Raw genomic sequence first — 20,664 nt, forward strand, 5'->3', positions numbered from 1 at the left:
TTCCGGTTGAAGATTGACACTTGCGGTCTCATGAGTCAGCGCAAACTGCTATAGCCCTTCATGAAAAAGCCCCGCCCGATCAATGCCCGGTGGGGCTTTTTTGGCCCGCTGTCATCCTGTTGCCCTATGGCTGCACAGGAAAATGACTGGAGGCCTTTCAATGTGGTGTCCCAGGCGGGGTTCGAACCTGCAACCTTCCCCTTAGGAGTTTGAAGGTTTGGCCTTTTACCAATTTATATGAGCTTTCACCAACCCTTATATTGCGGGCTTTTCAGCAAATCTATACCTTTACCAACCTTCACCAATCACGGTGCAAATTGATAGCCCGTGCTAGCCCGGTGATAGCCTAAAGGAGAGCAGCCTGAAATGCTCAAGCTGAAATTCACGAAGACCGCACTACTCGCCTTGGCACCCGCAGAGGATGGCAAGCGCCAAACCATCTACGACACCCAAATTCCCAAGCTGGCCCTCCGACTAACCGGCAAAGGCTGCAAAACGTACTACGTGATCAAGCGTACCGGCTCCACCATGGCCTGGTTGAGACTTGGTACCTTTCCTGAAATGAGCGTCGAACAAGCACGCACTGACGCGACTTTAATTCTTGGCGAATTCGCAGCTGGGGCGAACCCTGCAAAAGCAAGGCGCGCTATCCGAGGCGAACCTACGTTCCAGGAGGTATTCGAGCGCTTCTTGAAAGAGAGAAAAAAACGAGACGGGACGGGTTTGGCTGAAAAAACCAAACGCAACTACAGTGACATTTTGCGGCTTTATTTAAGCCCAATAAAAAATAGCAAACTAAGTGATATTACCCGCGCAGATGTTAAGGCAATACATGCCAAAGTCACGAAAACGAGTGATTTCCAGGCCGACCGTGCGGCGACCCTGATCTCGTCAGTGATAGCTTTCGCAACGGATCTTGAGCTTTTTGACGGCGTCAACCCCGCCAGCCGCATACAAAAGAACCCGTCGAACTCTCGAGATCGTTTTGCACAAGCCAGAGAACTGCCTTATCTATTTGCGGCAATTGCGGAATCCACCTTGTGCGATTTCTTTCTTTTAGCCCTGCTTACAGGTGCCCGGCGCTCGAACGTTCAGGCAATGGCCTGGGGGGATATTGATCTTGAGGCCAGTGTCTGGCGTATCGGAAAGACGAAAAACGGTACCCCCCAAAACGTTACTTTGTCTCCTGAAGCAAAGACCATCCTGACTGACCGCAAAAGCATTACAGAAAGCTCACACTACGTATTCCCTGGAATCGGTAAGACCGGCCACCTCGTTGAACCAAAAACATCGTGGGCAACCATCCTGATTCGCTCCAGCATGCATTGCCTTCTGGATCACCTACAAGATCGGGGAAACATAAGCCATGAAGAGCGAGAGATCGCAAATGATTTGCTGACCACTGCACCAACAAGGGCAAAAAAACAATACTTGGCTATCGCACGGGCAATGGAAATCGATCCAGCCATTTATGACATGACCGACCTAAGAATTCACGACCTACGTCGCACTTTGGGCAGTTGGCAGGCAAAAACAGGCGCTTCCCTAGCGATTATCGGAAAAAGTCTGAATCACAAGAGCCATCAAGCCACAGCTGTATATGCCCGCCTTGATCTTGACCCTGTTCGCCAATCAGTCAACACAGCGACTCAAGCGATGCTGGCTGCCGCCAGAAAAGAGTAGCCCGCCATGAGAGTGGCTGTGTCGAACCATGAAGACATGGCCAACCATGCCAAAAATTCAACCAATCAAATTAGCAAAACATGCGATCTGACGTATATATAAACGCGAAGCCTGACGATTTCCTCAAGGAAAGCCTAATTTCTTTTTTTACAAAAGCGCGCATCGCTGGCGATAAGAAGGAACTGTTAGCCGAATACATTCTTCGCAGAGTAAACACGAGAGATGCCTCCAAAAGATGGCGTAATGAAAACCCTACCACTGCGGATCATCTAGAAAAAATAGAGACTTACATTGAGTCACTTACCCAAACACGCAAAGCATGGCTTGCGCTCCCGGTAATGACACAAGAAATTCTACCAGAGATGATCCCAGAAATTGATTCATCCTTACTTTCCGGGGAGGTCACAACAGCCCTATCCTCAAAACTCTACAGCGATAAGAGTAAGCTACCGGACTGGAGACTTAAAGGACTGAGCAATTTAAAAAGTTGGGGTGCGGATCTGGAGATGATCGACCTACTGACGGCAAATATCACGCACTGGAGAGATAAGTATTTCATCGACTTTAACAGGCGCGATAGCTCGCATATTGGACTGATCGCAGGTATCGCAGAGTTATGTGCGGAACACGGGATAAAAATATCCCACACCCCCCGGAGCCACTTCGTCCAGATTCTGATGCTGGTATTTCCCAACCTTACATCCCCACGCGCGTCGATTAAAGAAGCAATGGCATTGCTGGAAAGGACAAACGCTCGCACCTCCTCCTGACAAAGCTCCGTACTAGCACACCTTGATGCAGGTGTGGCCTGGTGGATGGATGAATCGCATCGATATTCCAACATTCTCATCCATCCCACCCTCCATTCCTTCCATGCAAAGCTCTACCTCATCAAGTTACATCAACTGAGGAAGAGAATGGACAACTACCATATCACTGCGTCCATCAAAGATGAGATCGCATTGGCGCTCGGCTACGACCCCAAGAAGCCGCCCGTCCAGGTAGATGATAGAGATGCCGCAAATGTACTTGGAGTTAAAACTTCGACACTTGCAGTGTGGCGTTCTACTGGAAGATACGACCTTCCATACATGAAGGTAGGTCGCCTTATCCGATATCGAGTAAGCGACCTGGCAGACTTTCTGGCGAAATTTACGACAACAAAAACAGCGTAATAACCTAAAGGGGCTAGCTTTGGATATTTTCCGCGTACATGGCATCTCGTTCATGGTTTTCAAAAGCAGCTACATTACCCGCCGAATATTGAACTACGAAACCGAAGAAACGAGCGAGCTCTGTTATTCAGCTGAATATGAGGCCTTGTCCTCATGTCGCAATCACTATTTCTATTTTGAAGTACCTTCCTCTCTTGAGACTCCAACCCCACAACCATCTGCAATTGAGGCTGAATTCCGGTGCAGAGCCATTGAATACTTTGAACTCTAACCACACCAGATAAAAAAAATATGAACGAGCACAAACATATGACCTACTCAGCACCAGCAAAAGACAACGAAACCAACCAGGTAAAAGAGACCTCAGTATATTTACTTTCTGACAACCTGGGACGTCTCCCGCCAGCTTATACACTGACCAGAAAGCAAGTAGTAGCCCTTGCATTGCGACTGGCATCAATCCATGCAATCCAAACACAAGAAACACATCTTTCTAAAGGAAAATATTACAGCGACACCGGCGTTTATGGGATACGGATCGAGTCGAATACAAAAAAGGGGGTAACCGCGAAGGCAGGCTGTGCCAAATTCTGGCGCACGTCTCTTGAGAACAAGGTCAACCTGGATCGGATTAACTTTGAAGCAAAGCATAGACTGATCGGCGGCCCCTTCAATGAGCAAGCTGAAAATTACAGCTCCAATGCAACTGTAGAACGAATGCGAGAAAAAACGGAAGCCTCCAACCTTGCCCTCTCGAAGCTAGCGGTTAAAAACACTATCACCGGAGAGGAGTCTTCAATGCTTAGCATTGCAAATGCTTCGTTTTCAAATAGATTTAATGAGTTGTACTCTTTCACCAAAAACTTTGAAGCCATGGCCAAAGAAAATGGAATGGACTGGTTATTTGTAACTTTTACTGCTCCGCCGGAATACCACCCGAACCCCTCCAGCCCAAATAGCAAATGCTCATACAGACCAGAGCTAGGGGTCAAGGCAAGTCATGTTTACATTAACCGTGCCTGGGTTTTGATTCGAGCCATGTTGAGCAAATGGGGAGTTAAGGCCAGCCCTACCACTTACTTTGGGGCCAGGACAGTAGAGGTTCATAAAGACGGCTGTATCCACTGGCACCTACTGATTTTTATAGACAATAGCTTAATCGAAAAATTTACCAGAGCTTGCAGGGAAAAGTTTCCTCTACCTGGCCAGCTAAAGGTTGTAATGGGTGACGACAATAAGGGTAGCGCTTCTTCGTACATCTTTAAATACCTTATGAAGGAGTTCGATACCAATACCCTTGATCGGCGTATAACTGGCAGGTTAACGGAAGCAGATGAAGAAAAAGACAGGGAGCGAGAGCAGATGGATCTCGCATCTATTGAAAATAGCGAAAGGGTTAGAGCTGCGATACGGGCTATGTGTATACGCCAATACCAAACGATAGGACTGCTTAGAGTGACAACCCTACTCCGGAAAATTAACAAACTTAACCTTTCAGGGATCTGCGACACTGACGAAAGCGTCTTGGGGTTCATTCAAAAGCACGTCTGGAGGAATCCGATGGGACTCAAGAACCTATTGGGAAAACCACATATCTTCAGTCGAAGCAACGATCAAAATCCGTCAATCAGACTCATCAAAGAAAACACATTGAGTCGTTATGGCGAAGAGCGAGAACGAGCAATTGGCATTGAGATTGGTGGTCAACAATTCATTTCGAAAGGCTTGTTTCAAATCGTAAAAAAACCATAACAAAACCGGAGGTTACAGTTATACATAATGTTCCAAGTTAAAGCTTAGGCGATTGAGTAAAACCATACAAACATAACCCTCAAGCCATTATCGACCTGTCTCCAACCACCAAAAAAACCCACCAAGAACTATTTCACATGAACAACTTTCCAAAAGATGAACTAGCCAAAAATATTTGCTATAGCTGGGCTGAAGACTTTAAGGCTATGGGGATGATGAACAATTTTAGTGTTTGGCAGGCCGCTGGATTTGCATTTGAGAGCGGCGCATCCGTGCATGATTCTTTTATCATCACCAAGATTAAAATAAGTATCAAAATTAGGATTGAGTCTTCCAAGCTTTCAGCCGTTCTTCCTAACTCCGTCGCAAAGGCGCTTCTCGAAATCACCCGCGAGGCGAAATACCTCGATATGCTTATGACCCATACATTTGGCTAACTTAGAGAAGGTGACTCTTCATATGTGCGAGCCCTAAGAGGGGCACGGATCTTGATGGCTTCTCGGTCTTCAAGCATGTTCAATCGACGCTCCAGGGCGTCCCTTTCCCCTTCCAGCGACAACACCCTACTTTCCGCTGCGCGAATCTCTACTTCGCGCAGAGCCAGGGCCACAGAGCGCTGCTCTAGGTTAAACTCTTTCATGCCATGCTCGATATCTCGGTGTGAAGAGACCTGTTGTTTCAAGTCTAACTCTTTGGCCGTCTGTTCCAGGCCCCGACACCTTGAACGTGTGGCCTGCCTTATGCGAGGCTCCCTGGCAGCACACACAGCATTGGCCCTTGCTACATCCTCCGCCTCAATCCAGCGCTTAGTTTTTTTACCGAACGCCGCAGCTGCATAGTCTTTAAAGCCTAAGAGAGGTGCCGCACCGGTAGTTTTCATTACCTGATAAAAAGCCGCCACCTCTTCGTGCTTTGCATTTGAACCTCTCACGCCGCGCTCCAGCCCACGGCTAGACCCGCAAGTAGCGTGAAAATCGTCTTGCATCTGCCGGAGTTTGGCTGGCCCCCCAAGAAAGTCCCGACACGACAAACGCCCGTCCTTTGTGAGAGGTACTACGTAAGCAACTAAATGTGGGGTCGACTCGTCCAGATGGACAGTGGAACTAACGACATTGTCCGCTCCATGGCGCCTCTTCAGCCACGCAAGCGCTTCAGAGAAATACCCACCGCCTAGATCGTCTAAATGCCCTCCATGGCGTTTGAAGGCCTCGGGCGATGCCGTGATTAGATATTCAATGCAAAGTACCGCATCACGTCTCCGCTTGTCCGGGAGCCTGCTCTTTAATAATTTTAGCAATCTGTCGGCGCCTTGAGCCCCCACCGTGCGATTGCGACTTAGTTGGGCTGGGTCGGCATTGGGTGTAGGTTGCTCTCTAAAAGTGTGACGAGCTGAACGGGCCAGCGCACCTATGCTTTTTAGCTTCTTAGCGCGCAAAATCGCGTAACTCATGGGCATGGCTCGTCAAAACCAACCCTTTGAGCCTGGCGCCTCCACGTCGGAACATACGGCTTAACTTCAGGTGTTGCTAGCTGCGCAGGCATGACCGCCGCAGGCGGCTTTCCTCCGCCACCAGCACCTGGCACAAGCATCCCATGGATGACATCCAGCAGCAGCGCCAATACAAGCAAAATAGCGTCTAGAAGCGTGACCTCGACTCTCAAAACTTCCCTAAACTCAGTTTCGTCAGTCTCAATGTGCCTGCGCGCTAAGCCCGTATTTTGTAGCTTGAGTAGCGCGTCGAAAGCCTTTGGCGCATCCGTTCGACGGATCTCGTAGAAGTCGACAATAGACCGATCATAGGGAATATCTTCAAGTGCCCTGGTGATCACCTCGTTTAGTTTGTCACCAGGAAAAGTCGAACCTGCCCTGGACAACATTAAGCGGTGATCTTTGGACAAATAAAGGGGGGTGTTGTAATTCATTGGCGGCATCTCCTGGCGCTCTCATTGTTGTCCTACCAGTATGCAAATGGAGCAACGAACGATACAACCCCGACCGAGACACTATGTGTAACCCACTACACTTCCGTACCGGAAGGTGGGCCAGCGTGCCGCTGGACTGCTCGGCGCTTTGCGCCTCAAAGATCGCGCCCTCTTTGGGCGCCCCCAGCCCAGGTATCGCCCTGGACGCTCGGGGAATGGGGACAGGAGCACTCCCCATCCCCTCGGCCAGATTGCGACCTGAATGGCGTCAAGGGTTCGCTGCGCCACGATCCTCGCCCGGTCCTGCTTGCTTCGCTGCGCAGGCTGCGGCCTCCGGTCGTGCCCTTGACCCAGAGCAGATGAAGCGCCTGACATATTTCGATCAAGAACGCCGTCACGTATATGCTTATATGTCTTTCAACTCACAACAAATGAGCCATAGGGAGAACACTACGGCTCAATCTCATATCAACGACTCACAGAGCGCACAGTTTCTAGATATCCAGACACAAAAATCATACTTCAAAGCTCAGGAGTTGGGTCTATTTAGGAAATCCCTGAGAGCGTTGCAAACCTCTTCAACCTGATCAGGATATTTATCACTCAAGTAAACATACAGGTCTTGATGCGATATTCTAAACTGCCTCTTTATCGCCTTAACAAATTTCTTATCAAGTTTATCGCCTCGCAACTCTACATCCAGGGCAGAGGGCAAAACAAAACTACCACTATTGTAATCCTCTAGTATTTTCTTTTCGATACTTTGAAATGGGATACAGTATGTATTTTTTTTGCGACCGCTACGCGTGCCCTCATAGTCCCCGTCAAGAATAGCCATCACGTTTTCTTCTGAGCCGAAAAACCCTTCGAAAACATTCTTCTGCCGTAGCTGGGCTACATTATCACCACCGCCAACCGGAATGATCTGAAACGAGTAGAAACTAGGAATATTGTGCCTCGCTATAAGGAACTTAAAAAAGCCTTCTAGCACTGGGTCTTCGGTTAAAATATAACGATCCCACCCTTTAAAGCCAAAAAGAACCGACTTCACATAGTTATATGAAACAGGATACGTGGTTATGACATCATCTTCACAACTCATATAGTAAAGCTCACCATCATTCATGGTTCGCATTATCGCCATAGAATGAGTAGTAAACACCATGCTTATACTTTCAACTTCGCAGAACTTCCTAAGCCATCCGATCAGCCTGCTTTGAGCGGCAGCATCCAATGAAATATCAATCTCATCAATCACGATAAGTTTAGCCGGGCCCTTTATTTTCCTATAAAGTGATATTAAGAAAAACTCCCCCGAACTCAGATGATCCTCCCTAACATAACGATCATCCTTCAAGGGCATTATATAATAATTATTCTTACCTATTCTAACTTCTTTCAAATCTGAAAACTTATTATCCCCATAAACGTCAGCCAATAACAATATTAGCTCTTCAGGCACCGAATAGTCGCCAATCATAACAGCAGTACGGATATCGCTATCAGCAGAGCTAATACTCTGATACCCATTAAAACGTTGCCCCCAAGGAATGGGCAACTCAACTTCAATTTGCTTTTTCAACCCTTGAGGAAAAACATCCTTACTGTTGAGATCTTCAATATTATGATCATACTCAAAATGATAAGCTGCACCATCACAAATATAACTTATCTTACTACCAGGCTTTATTGCACCAGGCTGAGCCATTTTTGAAAAAGTATCGGCAATTTTCAAATTTCTAATAGACTTAATTAGAGTAGTTTTACCTACACCATTTTTACCCACTATACACGTCAACCCATTCCGGTTCAGACCCAAATCAATGCGAAGATCGTTAATATGCTGGACATTCCTAACTTCGACAAAGAGCTGCATTATGAAGCAACCGAAATATGGATTATTTTATCTACAGCTGCGGCCCCGTACTTTTTCCTTAACTTATCTAAAAAACTAGGATCGACTGTATTAATGTAATTAAGCTGACCTGAAAATTTTTTCAGCGACTTCTCCACATCTTCTTCCTTTAAAAAAGACGCGAACATTTTTTTATCTTTCAGCAAAAGATGCATCGCTGTTTCCGAATGCTTTTTAAGTCTTCCATCAACAGAGACTTTACCATTTGGCAGAATTGCAACACCGAGTATTCTTACTTTTTCTCCGGGACGAATAAACTTTGTCTTATTAGAGTTTAATTTCATACCCTTACCAAACTCAGCATCCAACAGCTCAGTAATTTTAGGGATCAGCAAGTGCATTTGCTCCTCACTTTTACCTGAAACGATTATGTCATCGGCATACCTAGTATAAGTAAGGGAATTACTGTCACACCAACCAATAAATTTTTTATCGAACGCATAAAGACAAGCATTACTAATCGCCGGAGAGGTGGGATAGCCAGGCGGAAGCACTCCATCAACTGTAACAAGCTCCATTATCCTGTCCAGCCAATCTTCAATGTCTGCTATAGGACATAACTCAACAGCAGCAAGGATAGTATTACTGATGAGTTCTCGATTTATACTACCAAAAAAGTTCTCTATATCGGACTGGAAAAAATATTTGTTTTCAGAGTGCTTTTCTACTGCATCAACAACATTCACGCCCTTCCTGTATGAGAACACCACTTCTTTCGCAACAGGAAGGCGATCAAACAACACCCTACTTAAGAAACCCAAGTAAAGCTTTAATGTTTTGTCTGGTATGTATATAGATCGCCCATCAAAATCCTTTTTTGAGTAAGCAGTATTTACATTAACCTTTGAAAAATCTGCAAACTCCTGCTTCCCTCGAAACGTCGCATAAAACAACTGCTCTAACGGTCTTCTATTCATGGCTTAATTTGCCCAATTTGCCGATTTTAAATCGGCAGTTATTTATCCGTGTGTGGTTTTAGCCAATCTAGCTTGCATGCTAGTCGATTCCAGACAAAATTTCGAGGTCTTCTAACTTTCCGAAGAGCATGGCCGAAACGAAGTTAGCAGACGGATACTACGCAAAAGAACCAGTACACTGACCTAGAGTCGAAATTCCATAGAATTACAGACGAAATCTAGAGCTGCGCACGCTTACAACAAGCGAAGAGGCCTGAGAAGAGCAGAAGAGAGTCAGGGTGGTTATAGGTGCTGGAGGCTGGAGGTACTGCTGAAGGTTCTGAAGGTTCTGAAGGTTCTGAAGGTTCTGAAGGTGCTGCTGAAGGTGAGAGGTGCTGCTGAAGGTTCCGGAGGGGGAGGTGCTGCTGGAGGGCTCCTTACTATCTGTGCAAGGTTATGCAGTTACTTACCCTGCATAACCCTACACAAACGTAAGACGGAGACTAGACACCTGTAGAGGCCAGTATTCCAAACCGACTGGAGATTCTCCTAGTCACTGACATGCATCAGATCATAAGCGATGCTTTGCCTATAAGCAAGGCAGCGGGGTGCAGAACAGAATTCGCAGCAAAGAATGCACATCCAGCTCCACCCAACAACGATGTCGCTCACCGACTACACGCAGCGTATTAGCCGGCACGCCTAATAGAGCAGACACTCAAAGCTTGGTTGGTCGCTAGCCCGGTGATAGCCCGAAAGAGTCGCAGGCGACGCACGTAAGCTAGACACACTTGTTTATATGGTGTCCCAGGGCAGGTTCGAACTGCCAACCTTCCCCTTAGGAGGGGGATGCTCTATCCAATTGAGCTACTGAGACATATCGTCGACCGCCCGAAAAGTGGGCGGTGCGGGGAACGGCGTGCATGTTAACGGCCAAGCCTGACTTTGTCATGCAATCCGTAGGGCTTTTTGCATGATCTAGGCCCTGGAGCCCAGGCCGCTGGCAGGCGTCGTGCAATTTGCATTACCGCAAAAGGCCATCATTGCAAAATGCAATTAACCGACTTCTAGAAAACATTATAACTCATTGATTTTAAAGTATTTTTTAAGATAATGCGGTTGGCACGCGCACTGCTTTATAACCTCTATAAAGAACCGCGGAGACAACGCACATGAACAGCGCCCTTTTCCTTTTGAATGCGATCGCCATTGCCGTGTTGCTGGCGTTTCACTTTCAACCCGATAACAACGCTGAACCTGTCGCCTACTCCAGCGCTCACTACATCCAGCAGCAAACACCACAACTGGCCGTGATGAACAGCCAGGCGCAGACAGCTATTGCCACTCAGGTTGCAACCGAGCAAAAAGCCGCCGCGCCCGTTGGGCCACGTACCCAGAGCTGGGTATTTTAAGCCCGTTACTCCAGGAGCACTTTATGTCCACATTTGCCAAGAGCCTTCTTATCCTGGCCATCCTCAGCGGCGCGCTAAGCCTATTACTGCCTGAGAGCAGCTTCAGCAGCCTGCCGCTGATTGCCTGTGGCACCTTCGGCGGTTTATTTGTGCTGGCCCTGGTTATAGGGCGCAGGATCAAGTTTGATCCTGTACTGCGCTGATCCCCTGCTGCTGCAGCAACCGCAACAAATGCATGACGGTCACGGACAATTCGCCCGAGTTGTCCAGATGCACGATGTTCTGATCGTCGCCCCAGCCCTCATCGGCAAACACAGCGTTGCGCTGCATCCGGCGCTCGATCTCCTCCCCGCTCTCACGCCCGCGGCGAATCAAGCGGCGGCGCAGCACTTCGTTGGTGACCGTCAATAAAATCGGAATCAGCTCTGGGTACCGCTCACGCGCCTGCTGCAGATGCCCCCTGGAACCATTGACCAATACATGTCGACCAGCGGCCAGCCACGCGTCGATCTGCACAGGAATGCCATAGCCAAGGCCATTGGCCCGCCAGCACAAGGCAAACTCCCCGCGCTGCACTGCCTTTTCAAACTCCTGCGCAGAAACCTCAAGGGCTTGCTCTCCCACCGACTCAGCCGAACGGGTAATGACACGCTGCGCGACCTCACAGCCGATTTCATGCAACGCCTCGCGGGCTGCAGCGATCAGGCTGTCCTTGCCTGCGCCCGACGGCCCCAACAGGTAAATCAGTTTGCCCGGCATTCAATATCACTCTGCCATATATCGCTAGTAAATCGGCCATTTGCCACTATCCTGTACAAGGTAGGGGCCGCAGCAACCGATACCCCTAGCATGCACGTTTAAGAAGGCTTAAACAGCTTCTGACGAGCGGCAGGATAGATGGAGTGACCGGGCCAGAGCGATCTTTTCAAACCAGTCCGCATTTCTGATAATTGGTGCTGGCATAACGCCTTTATCCGGTTCAATATTTGTCACAGAATTGGCGCCAATGATCTGGCAATTTTGAGGCATGATTCGGGCCTCTTAAACAATTCAGGTTGAACATTTGGCTTTAAGGCTTGTCCTAAAGACATCCTGCGGCCAATTCCGAGAACCGCTCCCCTGAACTAACCGGTTAAATATATGCGCCCATTGAAACAGGCAATTTATTCCAGCCGTACGGCTGACAAGTTCGTCGTACGTCTACCCGACGGGATGCGTGAACGCATTGCCGAGGTGGCTCGCAATCATCACCGCAGCATGAACTCCGAAATCATCGCGCGCCTGGAACAGAGTCTTATTCAGGAAGGCGCTTTGGGTGAAGAGTTGAGCATGCGTCTGGACAGCCCCGAGCTGTCTTTGCATGAACGCGAACTGCTTCAACGTTTCCGTCAACTCTCCCACCGCCAGCAGAACGCTCTTGTTTCGCTGATTGCCCACGACGCCGAAATGGCTGCAGACGCTTCCTGATTCATCCCGTAAGCACTAGGCCAGCCTCGCGCTGGCTTTTTTTTGCACAAAATTTGGCTGCCGACGCCACGAAGCGCTGGGCTTGAGAGAGATACGAGAAAGAGGGAGGCGCAACGAAAACGCACCGCCCGGCCAGAACCGGGAGGTGCGCAGGACTCAGAGCAGGAAGATGGTTGCCAGCCCGAGGAAGATAAAGAAACCACCACTGTCGGTCATCGCGGTGATCATGACGCTCGCACCCATCGCCGGATCGCGACCCAGGCGCGCCAGAGTCATGGGGATCAGTACCCCCATCAGCGCAGCGAGCAACAGGTTAAGGGTCATCGCGGCAGTCATCACCACCCCCAGCGACCAACTGCCGTAAAGCAGGTATGCCACAACTCCGATAACGCCGCCCCAGACCAGACCGTTGATCAGGCCGACGGCCAGTTCCTTGCGCATCAAACGTGCGGTATTACCGGTACTGACCTGGTCGAGCGCCATGGCGCGCACGATCATGGTAATGGTCTGGTTGCCCGAGTTACCACCGATACCGGCCACGATCGGCATCAGAGCCGCTAGCGCCACCAGCTTTTCGATCGACCCCTCAAACAGCCCGATCACCCGCGATGCGACAAAGGCGGTGATCAGGTTGACCGCCAGCCACGCCCAACGGTTGCGCAGGGATTTCCACACCGAGGCGAAAATATCTTCCTCTTCCCGCAGACCGGCCATGTTCAGGACTTCGGTCTCGCTCTCCTCACGAATCAAGTCGACCATTTCATCGATGGTCAAACGGCCGATCAGCTTGCCGTTCTTGTCGACCACCGGGGCCGAAATCAAGTCGTAACGCTCAAAGGCCTGGGCCGCGTCATAGGCGTCCTCATCCGGGTGAAAGCTCACCGGATCGCTGGCCATCACTTCAGCAACCTGTTTGTCCGGATCATTGACCAGCAGCCGTTTGATCGGCAGCACGCCCTTGAGCACCCCGCCGTTATCGACCACGAACAATTTATCGGTGTGCCCCGGCAATTCCTTGAGACGACGCAGGTAACGCAAAACTACTTCCAGGCTGACGTCTTCGCGGATCGTCACCATCTCGAAGTCCATCAGCGCGCCGACCTGCTCCTCGTCATAGGACAGCGCGGAGCGAACACGCTCACGCTGCTGGCCATCGAGGGCTTCCATCAGCTCATGGACGACGTCTCGCGGCAGCTCGGGGGCCAGGTCAGCAAGTTCGTCGGCGTCCATCTCCTTGGCAGCAGCCAGGAGCTCATGATCGTCCATGTCGGCGATCAGGGTTTCACGTACGGAGTCGGATACTTCGAGAAGAATGTCGCCGTCGCGTTCGGCCTTGACCAATTGCCAGACGGTCAGACGCTCTTCCAGCGGCAAGGCTTCAAGGATGTAGGCAACGTCGGCGGAGTGCAGATCATCGAGCTTGCGTTGCAACTCGACGAGGTTCTGCCGGTGAACCAGGTTTTCAACCCGATCCTGGTGATGACCTTCCTGGCGATGAGTCAGGTCTTCGACGACTCGCTGGCGGTGCAACAGCTCAACAACTTGAGCGAGGCGGTCCTGCAAGCTGTCTTGTGTTTTCTTTACTTCAACTTCGGTCATAGGCGAACTCCACTCCCAGCAGCGGGGCACGCCGGAAGGATCAATCAGTCAATTCATGATTGGAAAAGCGAGGTACTGAGTTACTACTGGGTAAGTCCATGGAGGTATTCCACAAGCCCCGGCGGGGCTGACGGGCGCAATCATACACCGCCTGGCGGCTTTAAACGTTAAAAATCATGGTCAGAACAAGCGCTTGCGAGACAAAGCTAAGCGCTGCCCGAATCTATGAAGCTGCGACGACTGCCCGAAAAAAGAAAACACACCACCGGCGAAAAAAGTCGCCGACAGCAGCAAACAAGGGGCAGAAATACAGGCCACACGCCAACTCAGACGCCAGAACACCCGCAGCGTTCAAGTCAGGCCCGAAGAAGAGAAGGAAAGAAAAAAGATAAATCGCAGAAAGCAAAAAGCCCGCATCAAGATGCGGGCTTTTTGGTGTTTGGTGCACTCGACAGGATTCGAACCTGTGACCGCTCGGTTCGTAGCCGAGTACTCTATCCAGCTGAGCTACGAGTGCAGATTGTGTTTTTAGACCAGATCACAACTGGTTGGAGCAAAGTTACTTGCATCACTGCAAACAACTCTTAAATGGTGCACTCGACAGGATTCGAACCTGTGACCGCTCGGTTCGTAGCCGAGTACTCTATCCAGCTGAGCTACGAGTGCATTTGTTGCCGCGCATTATAGGCCGTTCAATCTCTATGTAAAGCGATTTTTTCTAGTAATTTCAACAACTTACCGAAAAATCCAGATTGCAACGTACTAAGCAAATAATGGCGGAGAACGGGGGATTCGAACCCCCGACACCCTTTTGAGGTGTACTCCCTTAGCAGGGGAGCGCCTTCGGCCACTCGGCCAGCTCTCCGCAACACGGGGCGTATATTAACCAGCTTTATCCCCGTTTGCAAACATAAAAAACGATAAAAATTAATGGCTTGGTTCTTCGTCCTTCTCTTTCTTGATCCGCAGGTAAATTTCCTCACGATGCACAGCCACCTCTTTCGGGGCGTTGACACCAATACGCACTTGATTTCCTTTGACGCCGAGCACGGTCACAGTGATTTCGCCATCACCAATAATCAGGCTTTCTGCGCACCGACGAGTCAGAATCAGCATACCTTTCTCCTCACGCATTTCATTTCAGGGACAACAGTCTGCAAAAAAAAGGGTGTTGGCCTACAACCAGGACGGCTGCATTCCTACACGCCTAAGTATTGACCAGCGCCAGCAAAAGAACAGTTTTCACTCACGCCGGCCAAAAAAGACAAGGGGCGCGGCAAGGCCGCGCCCCTTGGGCAACGCATCACTCGCCCTGGCGGGCCGGTGCGTCCAGTTCGAAAGCCGTGTGCAGAGCGCGCACAGCCAGTTCCAGGTACTTCTCTTCGATCACTACGGACACCTTGATTTCCGAAGTCGAGATCATCTGGATGTTGATGCTTTCTTTAGCCAGCGATTCGAACATCCGGCTCGCCACACCTGCGTGAGAGCGCATGCCGACGCCGACGATCGACACCTTGGCAATCTTGGTGTCGCCGACCACTTCGCGGGCACCGATCTCGCGAGCGGTGTTTTCCAGCACGGTCTGCGCCGCCAGGTAGTCGTTGCGGTGCACGGTGAAGGTGAAGTCGGTGGTGTTATCGTGCGCGACGTTCTGCACGATCATGTCGACTTCAATGTTCGCGCCGCTGATCGGACCGAGAATCTTGAAGGCCACGCCGGGGGTGTCTGGCACGCCACGGATGGTCAGCTTGGCTTCATCGCGATTGAAAGCGATGCCGGAAATGATCGGCTGTTCCATGGATTCCTCTTCATCAATAGTAATGAGGGTGCCCGGACCCTCCTTGAAGCTGTGCAGTACGCGCAGCGGAACGTTGTACTTGCCGGCGAATTCAACCGCACGGATCTGCAACACCTTGGAACCGAGGCTGGCCATTTCCAGCATCTCTTCAAAGGTAATCTTGTCCAGTCGCTGCGCCACCGGCACTACCCGTGGATCGGTGGTGTAGACGCCATCGACATCGGTGTAGATCTGGCATTCATCGGCCTTCAAGGCCGCTGCCAGTGCCACGCCGGTAGTGTCGGAACCGCCACGTCCCAGGGTGGTGATGTTGCCGTGCTCGTCAACGCCCTGGAAGCCTGCCACCACAACCACACGGCCGGCCTTCAGGTCGCCGCGAATCTTCTGGTCGTCAATCTGCAGGATGCGCGCTTTATTGTGCGCGCTGTCGGTCAGGATCCGTACCTGGTTACCGGTGTACGAGACCGCCGGCACGCCGCGCTTGATCAGCGCCATGGCCAGCAAGGCGATTGTCACCTGCTCACCCGTGGAAACGATCACATCCAGCTCACGTGGAACCGGCTGGCCATCGCCACTGATTTGCTTGGCCAGATCGATCAGGCGGTTGGTTTCGCCGCTCATCGCAGACAGCACAACTACCAGGTCATCGCCGGCTTCGCGGAATTTCTTAACCTTGTCGGCGACCTGCTCGATTCTTTCGACAGAGCCGACCGAGGTGCCTCCAAATTTCTGTACGATCAAAGCCATTTCTAAGCCGCCTCAGCCCGTAAAGGGGCGCCTATTAATCAATCAAACTGCAAAGCGCAAAAGGCCCGCCACTAGACGGCGGGCCCGGCTCGGAGCCTTAAATACCCTGTTCGACAAAGGGTACGGTCAGGGCCAGCGCGCCATCCAGCGCTGCGGCGTCAACGCCACCGCCTTGCGCCATGTCCGGACGACCACCGCCCTTCCCGCCCACTGCCGCAGCGGCCTGTTTCATTAAATCACCGGCTTTGAGTTGGCCAGTCAGGTCCTTGGTTACGCCCGCAACCAGAACGACCTTTTCCTCATGGACACTGCCGAGCAGGATCACTGCGCGACCGAGTTTGTTTTTCAATTGATCGACCAGCGCCAACAGCGCCTTGCCGTCCTGGCCGTCCAGGCGCGCCGCCAGTACTTTCACACCTTTGACGTCCACAGCGCTGGCCGACAGATCGTCGCCAGCGGCGCTGGCAGCCTTGGCTTGCAGCTGCTCGAGTTGTTTCTCCAGCAGGCGATTGCGCTCCAGCACGGCCGACAGCTTGTCGATCAGATTGTCGCGGCTGCCCTTGACCAGGTTGGCCGCTTCCTTGAGTTGTTCTTCCGCAGCGTTCAGGTACGCCAGCGCCGCAGCGCCGGTGACCGCTTCGATACGGCGCACGCCAGAGGCCACGCCGCCTTCGCTGATGATCTTGAGCAGGCCGATGTCGCCGGTACGATTGGCGTGGATACCGCCGCACAGTTCGACGGAGAAATCGCCGCCCATGCTCAGCACGCGCACGTTGTCGCCATACTTCTCGCCAAACAGGGCCATGGCGCCTTTTTTCTTGGCGGTTTCGATGTCGGTTTCTTCGGTTTCCACCGCGGAGTTCTTGCGAATCTCGGTGTTGACGATGTCCTCCAGTGCCTTGAGCTGCTCGGGTTTGATCGCCTCGAAGTGGCTGAAGTCGAAACGCAGACGCTGGCTATCGACCAACGAGCCTTTCTGTTGCACGTGCTCGCCCAGCACCTGGCGCAGCGCAGCATGCAGCAAGTGTGTCGCGGAGTGATTCAGGGCCGTGGCGTGACGCACCTGGGCATCGACCTGGGCTTGCACCGGAGCACCGACCGTCAGGCTGCCCGACGCCAGCACGCCGTGATGCAGGAAGGCACCGCCGGTCTTGGTGGTATCGCGCACGTCGAAACGCGCCGCACCAGCCTGCAGGTAACCGCAGTCGCCGACCTGGCCGCCCGACTCGGCGTAGAACGGGGTCTGGTCCAGGACCACCACCGCCTCTTCGCCTTCGCTCAGGACGTCGACCGATTGGCCGTCTTTATAGAGAGCAACCACCTTGGCCGCGCCGCTGGTGGCGGTGTAGCCGGTGAACGCAGTGGCCACGTCAACCTTGACCAGGGTGTTGTAGTCCAGGCCGAACGAGCTGGCCGAACGCGCACGTACGCGCTGGGCTTCCATCTCGCGCTCAAAGCCCTCTTCGTCAACCGTCAGGCTGCGCTCACGGGCGATGTCGGCGGTCAGGTCCATCGGGAAACCGTAGGTGTCATACAGCTTGAACACCACGTCGCCCGGCACCACGGTGCCTTTGAGTTCCAGCAGATCCTGCTCGAGAATCTTCAGGCCGTGCTCCAGGGTCTTGGAGAACTGCTCTTCCTCGGCCTTGAGTACGCGCTCGATGTTGCTCTGCTGCTTCTTCAATTCAGGGAAGGCTTCGCCCATCTCGGCAACCAGTGCCGCGACGATCTTGTAGAAGAAGCTGCCGGTTGCACCCAGCTTGTTGCCGTGACGGCAGGCGCGACGAATGATCCGGCGCAGCACGTAGCCGCGACCTTCGTTGGACGGCAGCACGCCGTCGGCAATCAGGAAGCCGCACGAACGGATGTGGTCGGACACGACTTTCAGCGACGACTGATCGCCATTTTCGCAGCCGATGGCCTCGGCCGATGCGCTCAGCAGGTTCTTGAACAGGTCGATGTCATAGTTGGAATTGACGTGCTGCATCACCGCACTGATCCGCTCCAGGCCCATGCCGGTGTCGACCGAAGGGGCTGGCAACGGATGCAACACGCCATCGGCGGTGCGGTTGAACTGCATGAACACGTTGTTCCAGATCTCGATGTAACGGTCGCCGTCTTCTTCCGGCGACCCGGGTGGGCCGCCCCAGATGTGGTCGCCGTGATCGTAGAAAATCTCGGTGCATGGGCCGCACGGGCCGGTATCGCCCATGGTCCAGAAGTTGTCGGATGCGTAAGGCGCGCCTTTGTTGTCGCCGATGCGAATCATGCGCTCGGCTGGCACGCCGATTTGCTGGGTCCAGATGTCATACGCTTCGTCGTCCGAGGCGTAGACCGTGACCCAGAGTTTTTCCTTCGGCAGCTTCAGGACACCGGTCAGAAAGGTCCAGGCATAGGTAATCGCGTCGTGCTTGAAATAGTCACCAAAGCTGAAGTTACCCAGCATTTCGAAGAAAGTGTGGTGACGAGCGGTATAACCGACGTTTTCCAGGTCGCTGTTCTTGCCACCGGCACGCACGCACTTCTGGCTGCTGGTGGCGCGGGTGTAGGCTCGTTTTTCCTGGCCCAGAAAGCAGTCCTTGAACTGGTTCATCCCCGCGTTGGTGAACAGCAGGGTTGGGTCGTTGCCCGGAATCAAAGAGCTGGAGGCTACACGGGTGTGGCCTTGCTCTTCGAAGAAGCGAAGGAAGGCTTCACGGATTTCTGCGCTTTTCATTAGGTTCTTCCACGGAGGCTGCGGCCAAAGGCCTGTGCGAAACGTCAACAGACGAAGCGACGGCAAAGGGCCGCATTATATCGGCGTTAATCAGCAGGTACAGCGTGTTTGTACGATACAAACAGTCAATTGGACGGCTAACACTGTCAGTTGCGGGAAAACTCGGCAAAAGCATCGACGACTTGCTCGATTTGCGCCCGGCTGACGTCCAGATGCGTGACCATGCGCAAGCGTGACGCCGCGCCCAGCCTGATCCCGCGCTCGCCGGCAAAGGCCTTGAGGGCTTCGGCACGGTCACCGACCTGGGCGTACACCATGTTGGTCTGCACCGGCTCGACGCTATAGCCGGCCTCGCGCAGGCCGTCGGCCAGCAGGCGGGCGTTGGCATGGTCGTCGGCCAGGCGCTGCACCTGGTGCTCCAGGGCATAGAGGCCGGCCGCCGCGAGAATCCCCGCCTGGCGCATGCCGCCTCCGACCATCTTGCGCAGGCGGCGCGCCTTGGCAATCAGTTGCTCCGAGCCGCACAGCACCGAACCCACCGGTGCGCCCAGACCTTTGGACAGGCACACCGACACCGAGTCGAAGTGCCGAGTGATCTCCCGTGCATCGACCCCCAGTTTGACCGCCGCGTTGTACACGCGGGCGCCGTCCAGGTGCAGGGCCAGGCCGTGTTCACGAGTGAAAGCCCGCGCCTGGGCCAGATAGGTCAGGGGTAGCACCTTGCCCTGCATGGTGTTTTCCAGGGCCAGCAGGCGGCTGCGGGCAAAGTGGAAGTCGTCGGGCTTGATCGCGGCTGCCACCTGGGCCAGGTCCAGCGAGCCGTCGTCCTGGAATTCCAGGGGCTGTGGCTGGATCGAGCCGAGCACCGCCGCACCGCCCCCTTCATATTTGTAGGTGTGGGCCTGCTGGCCGACGATGTATTCGTCGCCACGCTCGCAATGGGCCATCAGCCCCAGCAGGTTGCTCATAGTGCCGCTGGGTACGAACAGCGCGGCGGCAAAACCCAGGCGCTGCGCCAGATCGGCCTCAAGCTGGTTGACCGTCGGATCCTCGCCGTACACATCATCCCCGGTCCTGGCACCGGCCATCGCCTCGAGCATGCCTGCGCTGGGCTGGGTGACCGTGTCGCTGCGAAGATCGATAACACTCATGGGGCGGGCCTCATCAATAGGACGGGTAAGTCGATGCCGGCAGTAAAGTCTGCGGCGAGCTGTTTTTCTACGGTCGACACCACGATTAATCAAGGGCCGCAGCGGAAAAACCCGCCTAACCCTGCAAAAAATCGATGCCTATCATCCAAAAGCAGCGATGCAGCAGCAAAAAATATGTGTTAAAAACTCACCGCCGCCGAATAATCCGGCGGCAAACGTTCTCAGGGCGGGGTGTAACTCCCCACCGGCGGTAATTGCGCGCAATGCGCATAGCCCGCGAGCGCTTGGCGACACCCACGGCTTTTACGGTGAGTGGCGGCAAGGTCAGCAGACCCGGTGTGATCCCGGGGCCGACGGTCATAGTCCGGATGAAGAGAGAACGGGATTGGCGCCAAAGGGCCGAACCGGAGCAGCCGTGTGAGTAATCACA

At 52.7% G+C, this 20,664-nt stretch carries 18 protein-coding genes, 4 tRNA genes, 1 pseudogene and 1 riboswitch; of the genes and pseudogenes, 8 read left to right on the plus strand and 15 right to left on the minus strand.

Features of this window, described 5'->3' with window-relative positions:
• The first annotated feature begins 366 nt into the window (after positions 1-366).
• The 5 genes from JFU57_RS32480 to JFU57_RS32500 all read left to right on the plus strand — a co-directional run bounded on the left by JFU57_RS32480 (position 367) and on the right by JFU57_RS32500 (position 5,047).
• Positions 367-1,683 (plus strand): tyrosine-type recombinase/integrase, encoded by a 1,317-nt coding sequence (locus tag JFU57_RS32480; RefSeq protein ID WP_201132003.1) that lies wholly within the window; start codon positions 367-369, stop codon positions 1,681-1,683.
• A gap of 80 nt (positions 1,684-1,763) precedes the next feature.
• The gene (locus JFU57_RS32485) at positions 1,764-2,453 is read left to right on the plus strand and encodes a hypothetical protein (RefSeq protein ID WP_073454686.1); all 690 of its coding nucleotides are present in this window, start codon (positions 1,764-1,766) and stop codon (positions 2,451-2,453) included.
• Between the two features lie 147 nt (positions 2,454-2,600).
• Positions 2,601-2,858, plus strand: a complete 258-nt coding sequence (locus JFU57_RS32490) for a helix-turn-helix domain-containing protein (RefSeq protein WP_073454691.1) — start codon at positions 2,601-2,603, stop codon at positions 2,856-2,858.
• Positions 2,859-3,167: 309 nt separating this feature from the next.
• Positions 3,168-4,610, plus strand: coding sequence for a replication endonuclease (locus JFU57_RS32495; protein WP_201132004.1), 1,443 nt, complete (start codon positions 3,168-3,170; stop codon positions 4,608-4,610).
• A 137-nt stretch (positions 4,611-4,747) separates the two neighbouring features.
• Entirely contained in the window at positions 4,748-5,047 is a 300-nt protein-coding gene (locus JFU57_RS32500) for a hypothetical protein (protein WP_073454688.1), read from the plus strand.
• Here JFU57_RS32500 and JFU57_RS33530 read toward each other — a convergent pair.
• From JFU57_RS33530 to JFU57_RS32525, 6 genes and pseudogenes are all read right to left on the minus strand, one after another.
• On the minus strand, positions 5,044-5,541 hold the full coding sequence (locus JFU57_RS33530; RefSeq protein ID WP_342032593.1) for a hypothetical protein: 498 nt from the start codon (positions 5,539-5,541) through the stop codon (positions 5,044-5,046). The genes JFU57_RS32500 and JFU57_RS33530 overlap by 4 nt on opposite strands.
• Positions 5,542-5,556: 15 nt before the next feature.
• Positions 5,557-6,066 (minus strand): annotated as a pseudogene (gene mobV, locus JFU57_RS33535) (MobV family relaxase); the annotation flags it as partial.
• Positions 6,057-6,533 (minus strand): hypothetical protein, encoded by a 477-nt coding sequence (locus JFU57_RS32510; protein WP_201132006.1) that lies wholly within the window; start codon positions 6,531-6,533, stop codon positions 6,057-6,059. The pseudogene mobV and the gene JFU57_RS32510, both read right to left, overlap by 10 nt.
• 529 nt (positions 6,534-7,062) lie before the next feature.
• On the minus strand, positions 7,063-8,409 hold the full coding sequence (locus tag JFU57_RS32515; protein WP_201132007.1) for an ATP-dependent nuclease: 1,347 nt from the start codon (positions 8,407-8,409) through the stop codon (positions 7,063-7,065).
• On the minus strand, positions 8,409-9,365 hold the full coding sequence (locus JFU57_RS32520; RefSeq protein ID WP_073454379.1) for a reverse transcriptase domain-containing protein: 957 nt from the start codon (positions 9,363-9,365) through the stop codon (positions 8,409-8,411). Before JFU57_RS32520 ends, JFU57_RS32515 begins: the two co-directional genes overlap by 1 nt.
• 779 nt (positions 9,366-10,144) lie before the next feature.
• Positions 10,145-10,221: transfer RNA gene (locus JFU57_RS32525), tRNA-Arg, on the minus strand.
• Between the two features lie 295 nt (positions 10,222-10,516).
• Between JFU57_RS32525 and JFU57_RS32530 the strand changes: the two genes are divergently transcribed.
• Both JFU57_RS32530 and JFU57_RS32535 read left to right on the plus strand, forming a co-directional pair.
• Positions 10,517-10,756: a hypothetical protein gene (locus JFU57_RS32530; RefSeq protein WP_201132008.1), complete on the plus strand. Its 240-nt coding sequence runs from the start codon at positions 10,517-10,519 to the stop codon at positions 10,754-10,756.
• 23 nt (positions 10,757-10,779) lie between these two features.
• Positions 10,780-10,959 carry a PA3371 family protein gene (locus JFU57_RS32535; RefSeq protein WP_201132009.1) on the plus strand — a complete coding sequence of 60 codons (180 nt, stop codon included), beginning with the start codon at positions 10,780-10,782 and terminating at the stop codon, positions 10,957-10,959.
• On the opposite strand, the gene phnN is transcribed toward JFU57_RS32535, so the two are convergent.
• On the minus strand, positions 10,934-11,515 hold the full coding sequence (gene phnN / locus JFU57_RS32540; RefSeq protein WP_201132010.1) for a phosphonate metabolism protein/1,5-bisphosphokinase (PRPP-forming) PhnN: 582 nt from the start codon (positions 11,513-11,515) through the stop codon (positions 10,934-10,936). The genes JFU57_RS32535 and phnN overlap by 26 nt on opposite strands.
• Before the next feature lie 381 nt (positions 11,516-11,896).
• On the opposite strand from phnN, the gene JFU57_RS32545 reads away from it, so the two are divergent.
• Positions 11,897-12,223 carry an Arc family DNA-binding protein gene (locus JFU57_RS32545; protein WP_003178899.1) on the plus strand — a complete coding sequence of 109 codons (327 nt, stop codon included), beginning with the start codon at positions 11,897-11,899 and terminating at the stop codon, positions 12,221-12,223.
• Positions 12,224-12,379: 156 nt separating this feature from the next.
• Here JFU57_RS32545 and mgtE read toward each other — a convergent pair whose 3' ends face one another.
• The 8 genes from mgtE to ltaE form a co-directional block, all read right to left on the minus strand.
• Positions 12,380-13,822 (minus strand): magnesium transporter, encoded by a 1,443-nt coding sequence (mgtE, locus tag JFU57_RS32550; protein WP_078470848.1) that lies wholly within the window; start codon positions 13,820-13,822, stop codon positions 12,380-12,382.
• Between the two features lie 440 nt (positions 13,823-14,262).
• Positions 14,263-14,339 (minus strand) — tRNA-Arg (locus JFU57_RS32555).
• A gap of 72 nt (positions 14,340-14,411) precedes the next feature.
• A tRNA-Arg gene (locus JFU57_RS32560) sits at positions 14,412-14,488 on the minus strand.
• Between the two features lie 108 nt (positions 14,489-14,596).
• A tRNA-Ser gene (locus JFU57_RS32565) sits at positions 14,597-14,687 on the minus strand.
• 62 nt (positions 14,688-14,749) lie between these two features.
• Positions 14,750-14,938, minus strand: coding sequence for a carbon storage regulator CsrA (gene csrA / locus JFU57_RS32570; protein ID WP_002554426.1), 189 nt, complete (start codon positions 14,936-14,938; stop codon positions 14,750-14,752).
• Positions 14,939-15,125: 187 nt separating this feature from the next.
• The gene (locus JFU57_RS32575) at positions 15,126-16,367 is read right to left on the minus strand and encodes an aspartate kinase (RefSeq protein ID WP_020295672.1); all 1,242 of its coding nucleotides are present in this window, start codon (positions 16,365-16,367) and stop codon (positions 15,126-15,128) included.
• A gap of 97 nt (positions 16,368-16,464) precedes the next feature.
• A complete protein-coding gene (gene alaS, locus JFU57_RS32580) occupies positions 16,465-19,083 on the minus strand; it encodes an alanine--tRNA ligase (RefSeq protein WP_078470849.1) in 2,619 nt (872 codons plus the stop codon).
• Positions 19,084-19,229: 146 nt separating this feature from the next.
• Entirely contained in the window at positions 19,230-20,234 is a 1,005-nt protein-coding gene (ltaE, locus tag JFU57_RS32585; protein ID WP_201132011.1) for a low-specificity L-threonine aldolase, read from the minus strand.
• 213 nt (positions 20,235-20,447) lie between these two features.
• Positions 20,448-20,619: riboswitch (FMN riboswitch) on the plus strand.
• Positions 20,620-20,664: the final 45 nt, after the last annotated feature.

It is taken from the genome of Pseudomonas sp. TH07 (assembly GCF_016651285.1).
GTDB lineage: Bacteria > Pseudomonadota > Gammaproteobacteria > Pseudomonadales > Pseudomonadaceae > Aquipseudomonas.

Coding starts and splice junctions, on each gene's coding strand:
- JFU57_RS32480 (WP_201132003.1), top strand. CDS start 367: ATGCTCAAGCTGAAATTCACGAAGACCGCACTACTCGCCTTGGCACCC.
- JFU57_RS32485 (WP_073454686.1), top strand. CDS start 1,764: ATGCGATCTGACGTATATATAAACGCGAAGCCTGACGATTTCCTCAAG.
- JFU57_RS32490 (WP_073454691.1), top strand. CDS start 2,601: ATGGACAACTACCATATCACTGCGTCCATCAAAGATGAGATCGCATTG.
- JFU57_RS32495 (WP_201132004.1), top strand. CDS start 3,168: ATGACCTACTCAGCACCAGCAAAAGACAACGAAACCAACCAGGTAAAA.
- JFU57_RS32500 (WP_073454688.1), top strand. CDS start 4,748: ATGAACAACTTTCCAAAAGATGAACTAGCCAAAAATATTTGCTATAGC.
- JFU57_RS32510 (WP_201132006.1), bottom strand. CDS start 6,533: ATGAATTACAACACCCCCCTTTATTTGTCCAAAGATCACCGCTTAATG.
- JFU57_RS32515 (WP_201132007.1), bottom strand. CDS start 8,409: ATGCAGCTCTTTGTCGAAGTTAGGAATGTCCAGCATATTAACGATCTT.
- JFU57_RS32520 (WP_073454379.1), bottom strand. CDS start 9,365: ATGAATAGAAGACCGTTAGAGCAGTTGTTTTATGCGACGTTTCGAGGG.
- JFU57_RS32530 (WP_201132008.1), top strand. CDS start 10,517: ATGAACAGCGCCCTTTTCCTTTTGAATGCGATCGCCATTGCCGTGTTG.
- JFU57_RS32535 (WP_201132009.1), top strand. CDS start 10,780: ATGTCCACATTTGCCAAGAGCCTTCTTATCCTGGCCATCCTCAGCGGC.
- phnN (WP_201132010.1), bottom strand. CDS start 11,515: ATGCCGGGCAAACTGATTTACCTGTTGGGGCCGTCGGGCGCAGGCAAG.
- JFU57_RS32545 (WP_003178899.1), top strand. CDS start 11,897: ATGCGCCCATTGAAACAGGCAATTTATTCCAGCCGTACGGCTGACAAG.
- mgtE (WP_078470848.1), bottom strand. CDS start 13,822: ATGACCGAAGTTGAAGTAAAGAAAACACAAGACAGCTTGCAGGACCGC.
- csrA (WP_002554426.1), bottom strand. CDS start 14,938: ATGCTGATTCTGACTCGTCGGTGCGCAGAAAGCCTGATTATTGGTGAT.
- JFU57_RS32575 (WP_020295672.1), bottom strand. CDS start 16,367: ATGGCTTTGATCGTACAGAAATTTGGAGGCACCTCGGTCGGCTCTGTC.
- alaS (WP_078470849.1), bottom strand. CDS start 19,083: ATGAAAAGCGCAGAAATCCGTGAAGCCTTCCTTCGCTTCTTCGAAGAG.
- ltaE (WP_201132011.1), bottom strand. CDS start 20,234: ATGAGTGTTATCGATCTTCGCAGCGACACGGTCACCCAGCCCAGCGCA.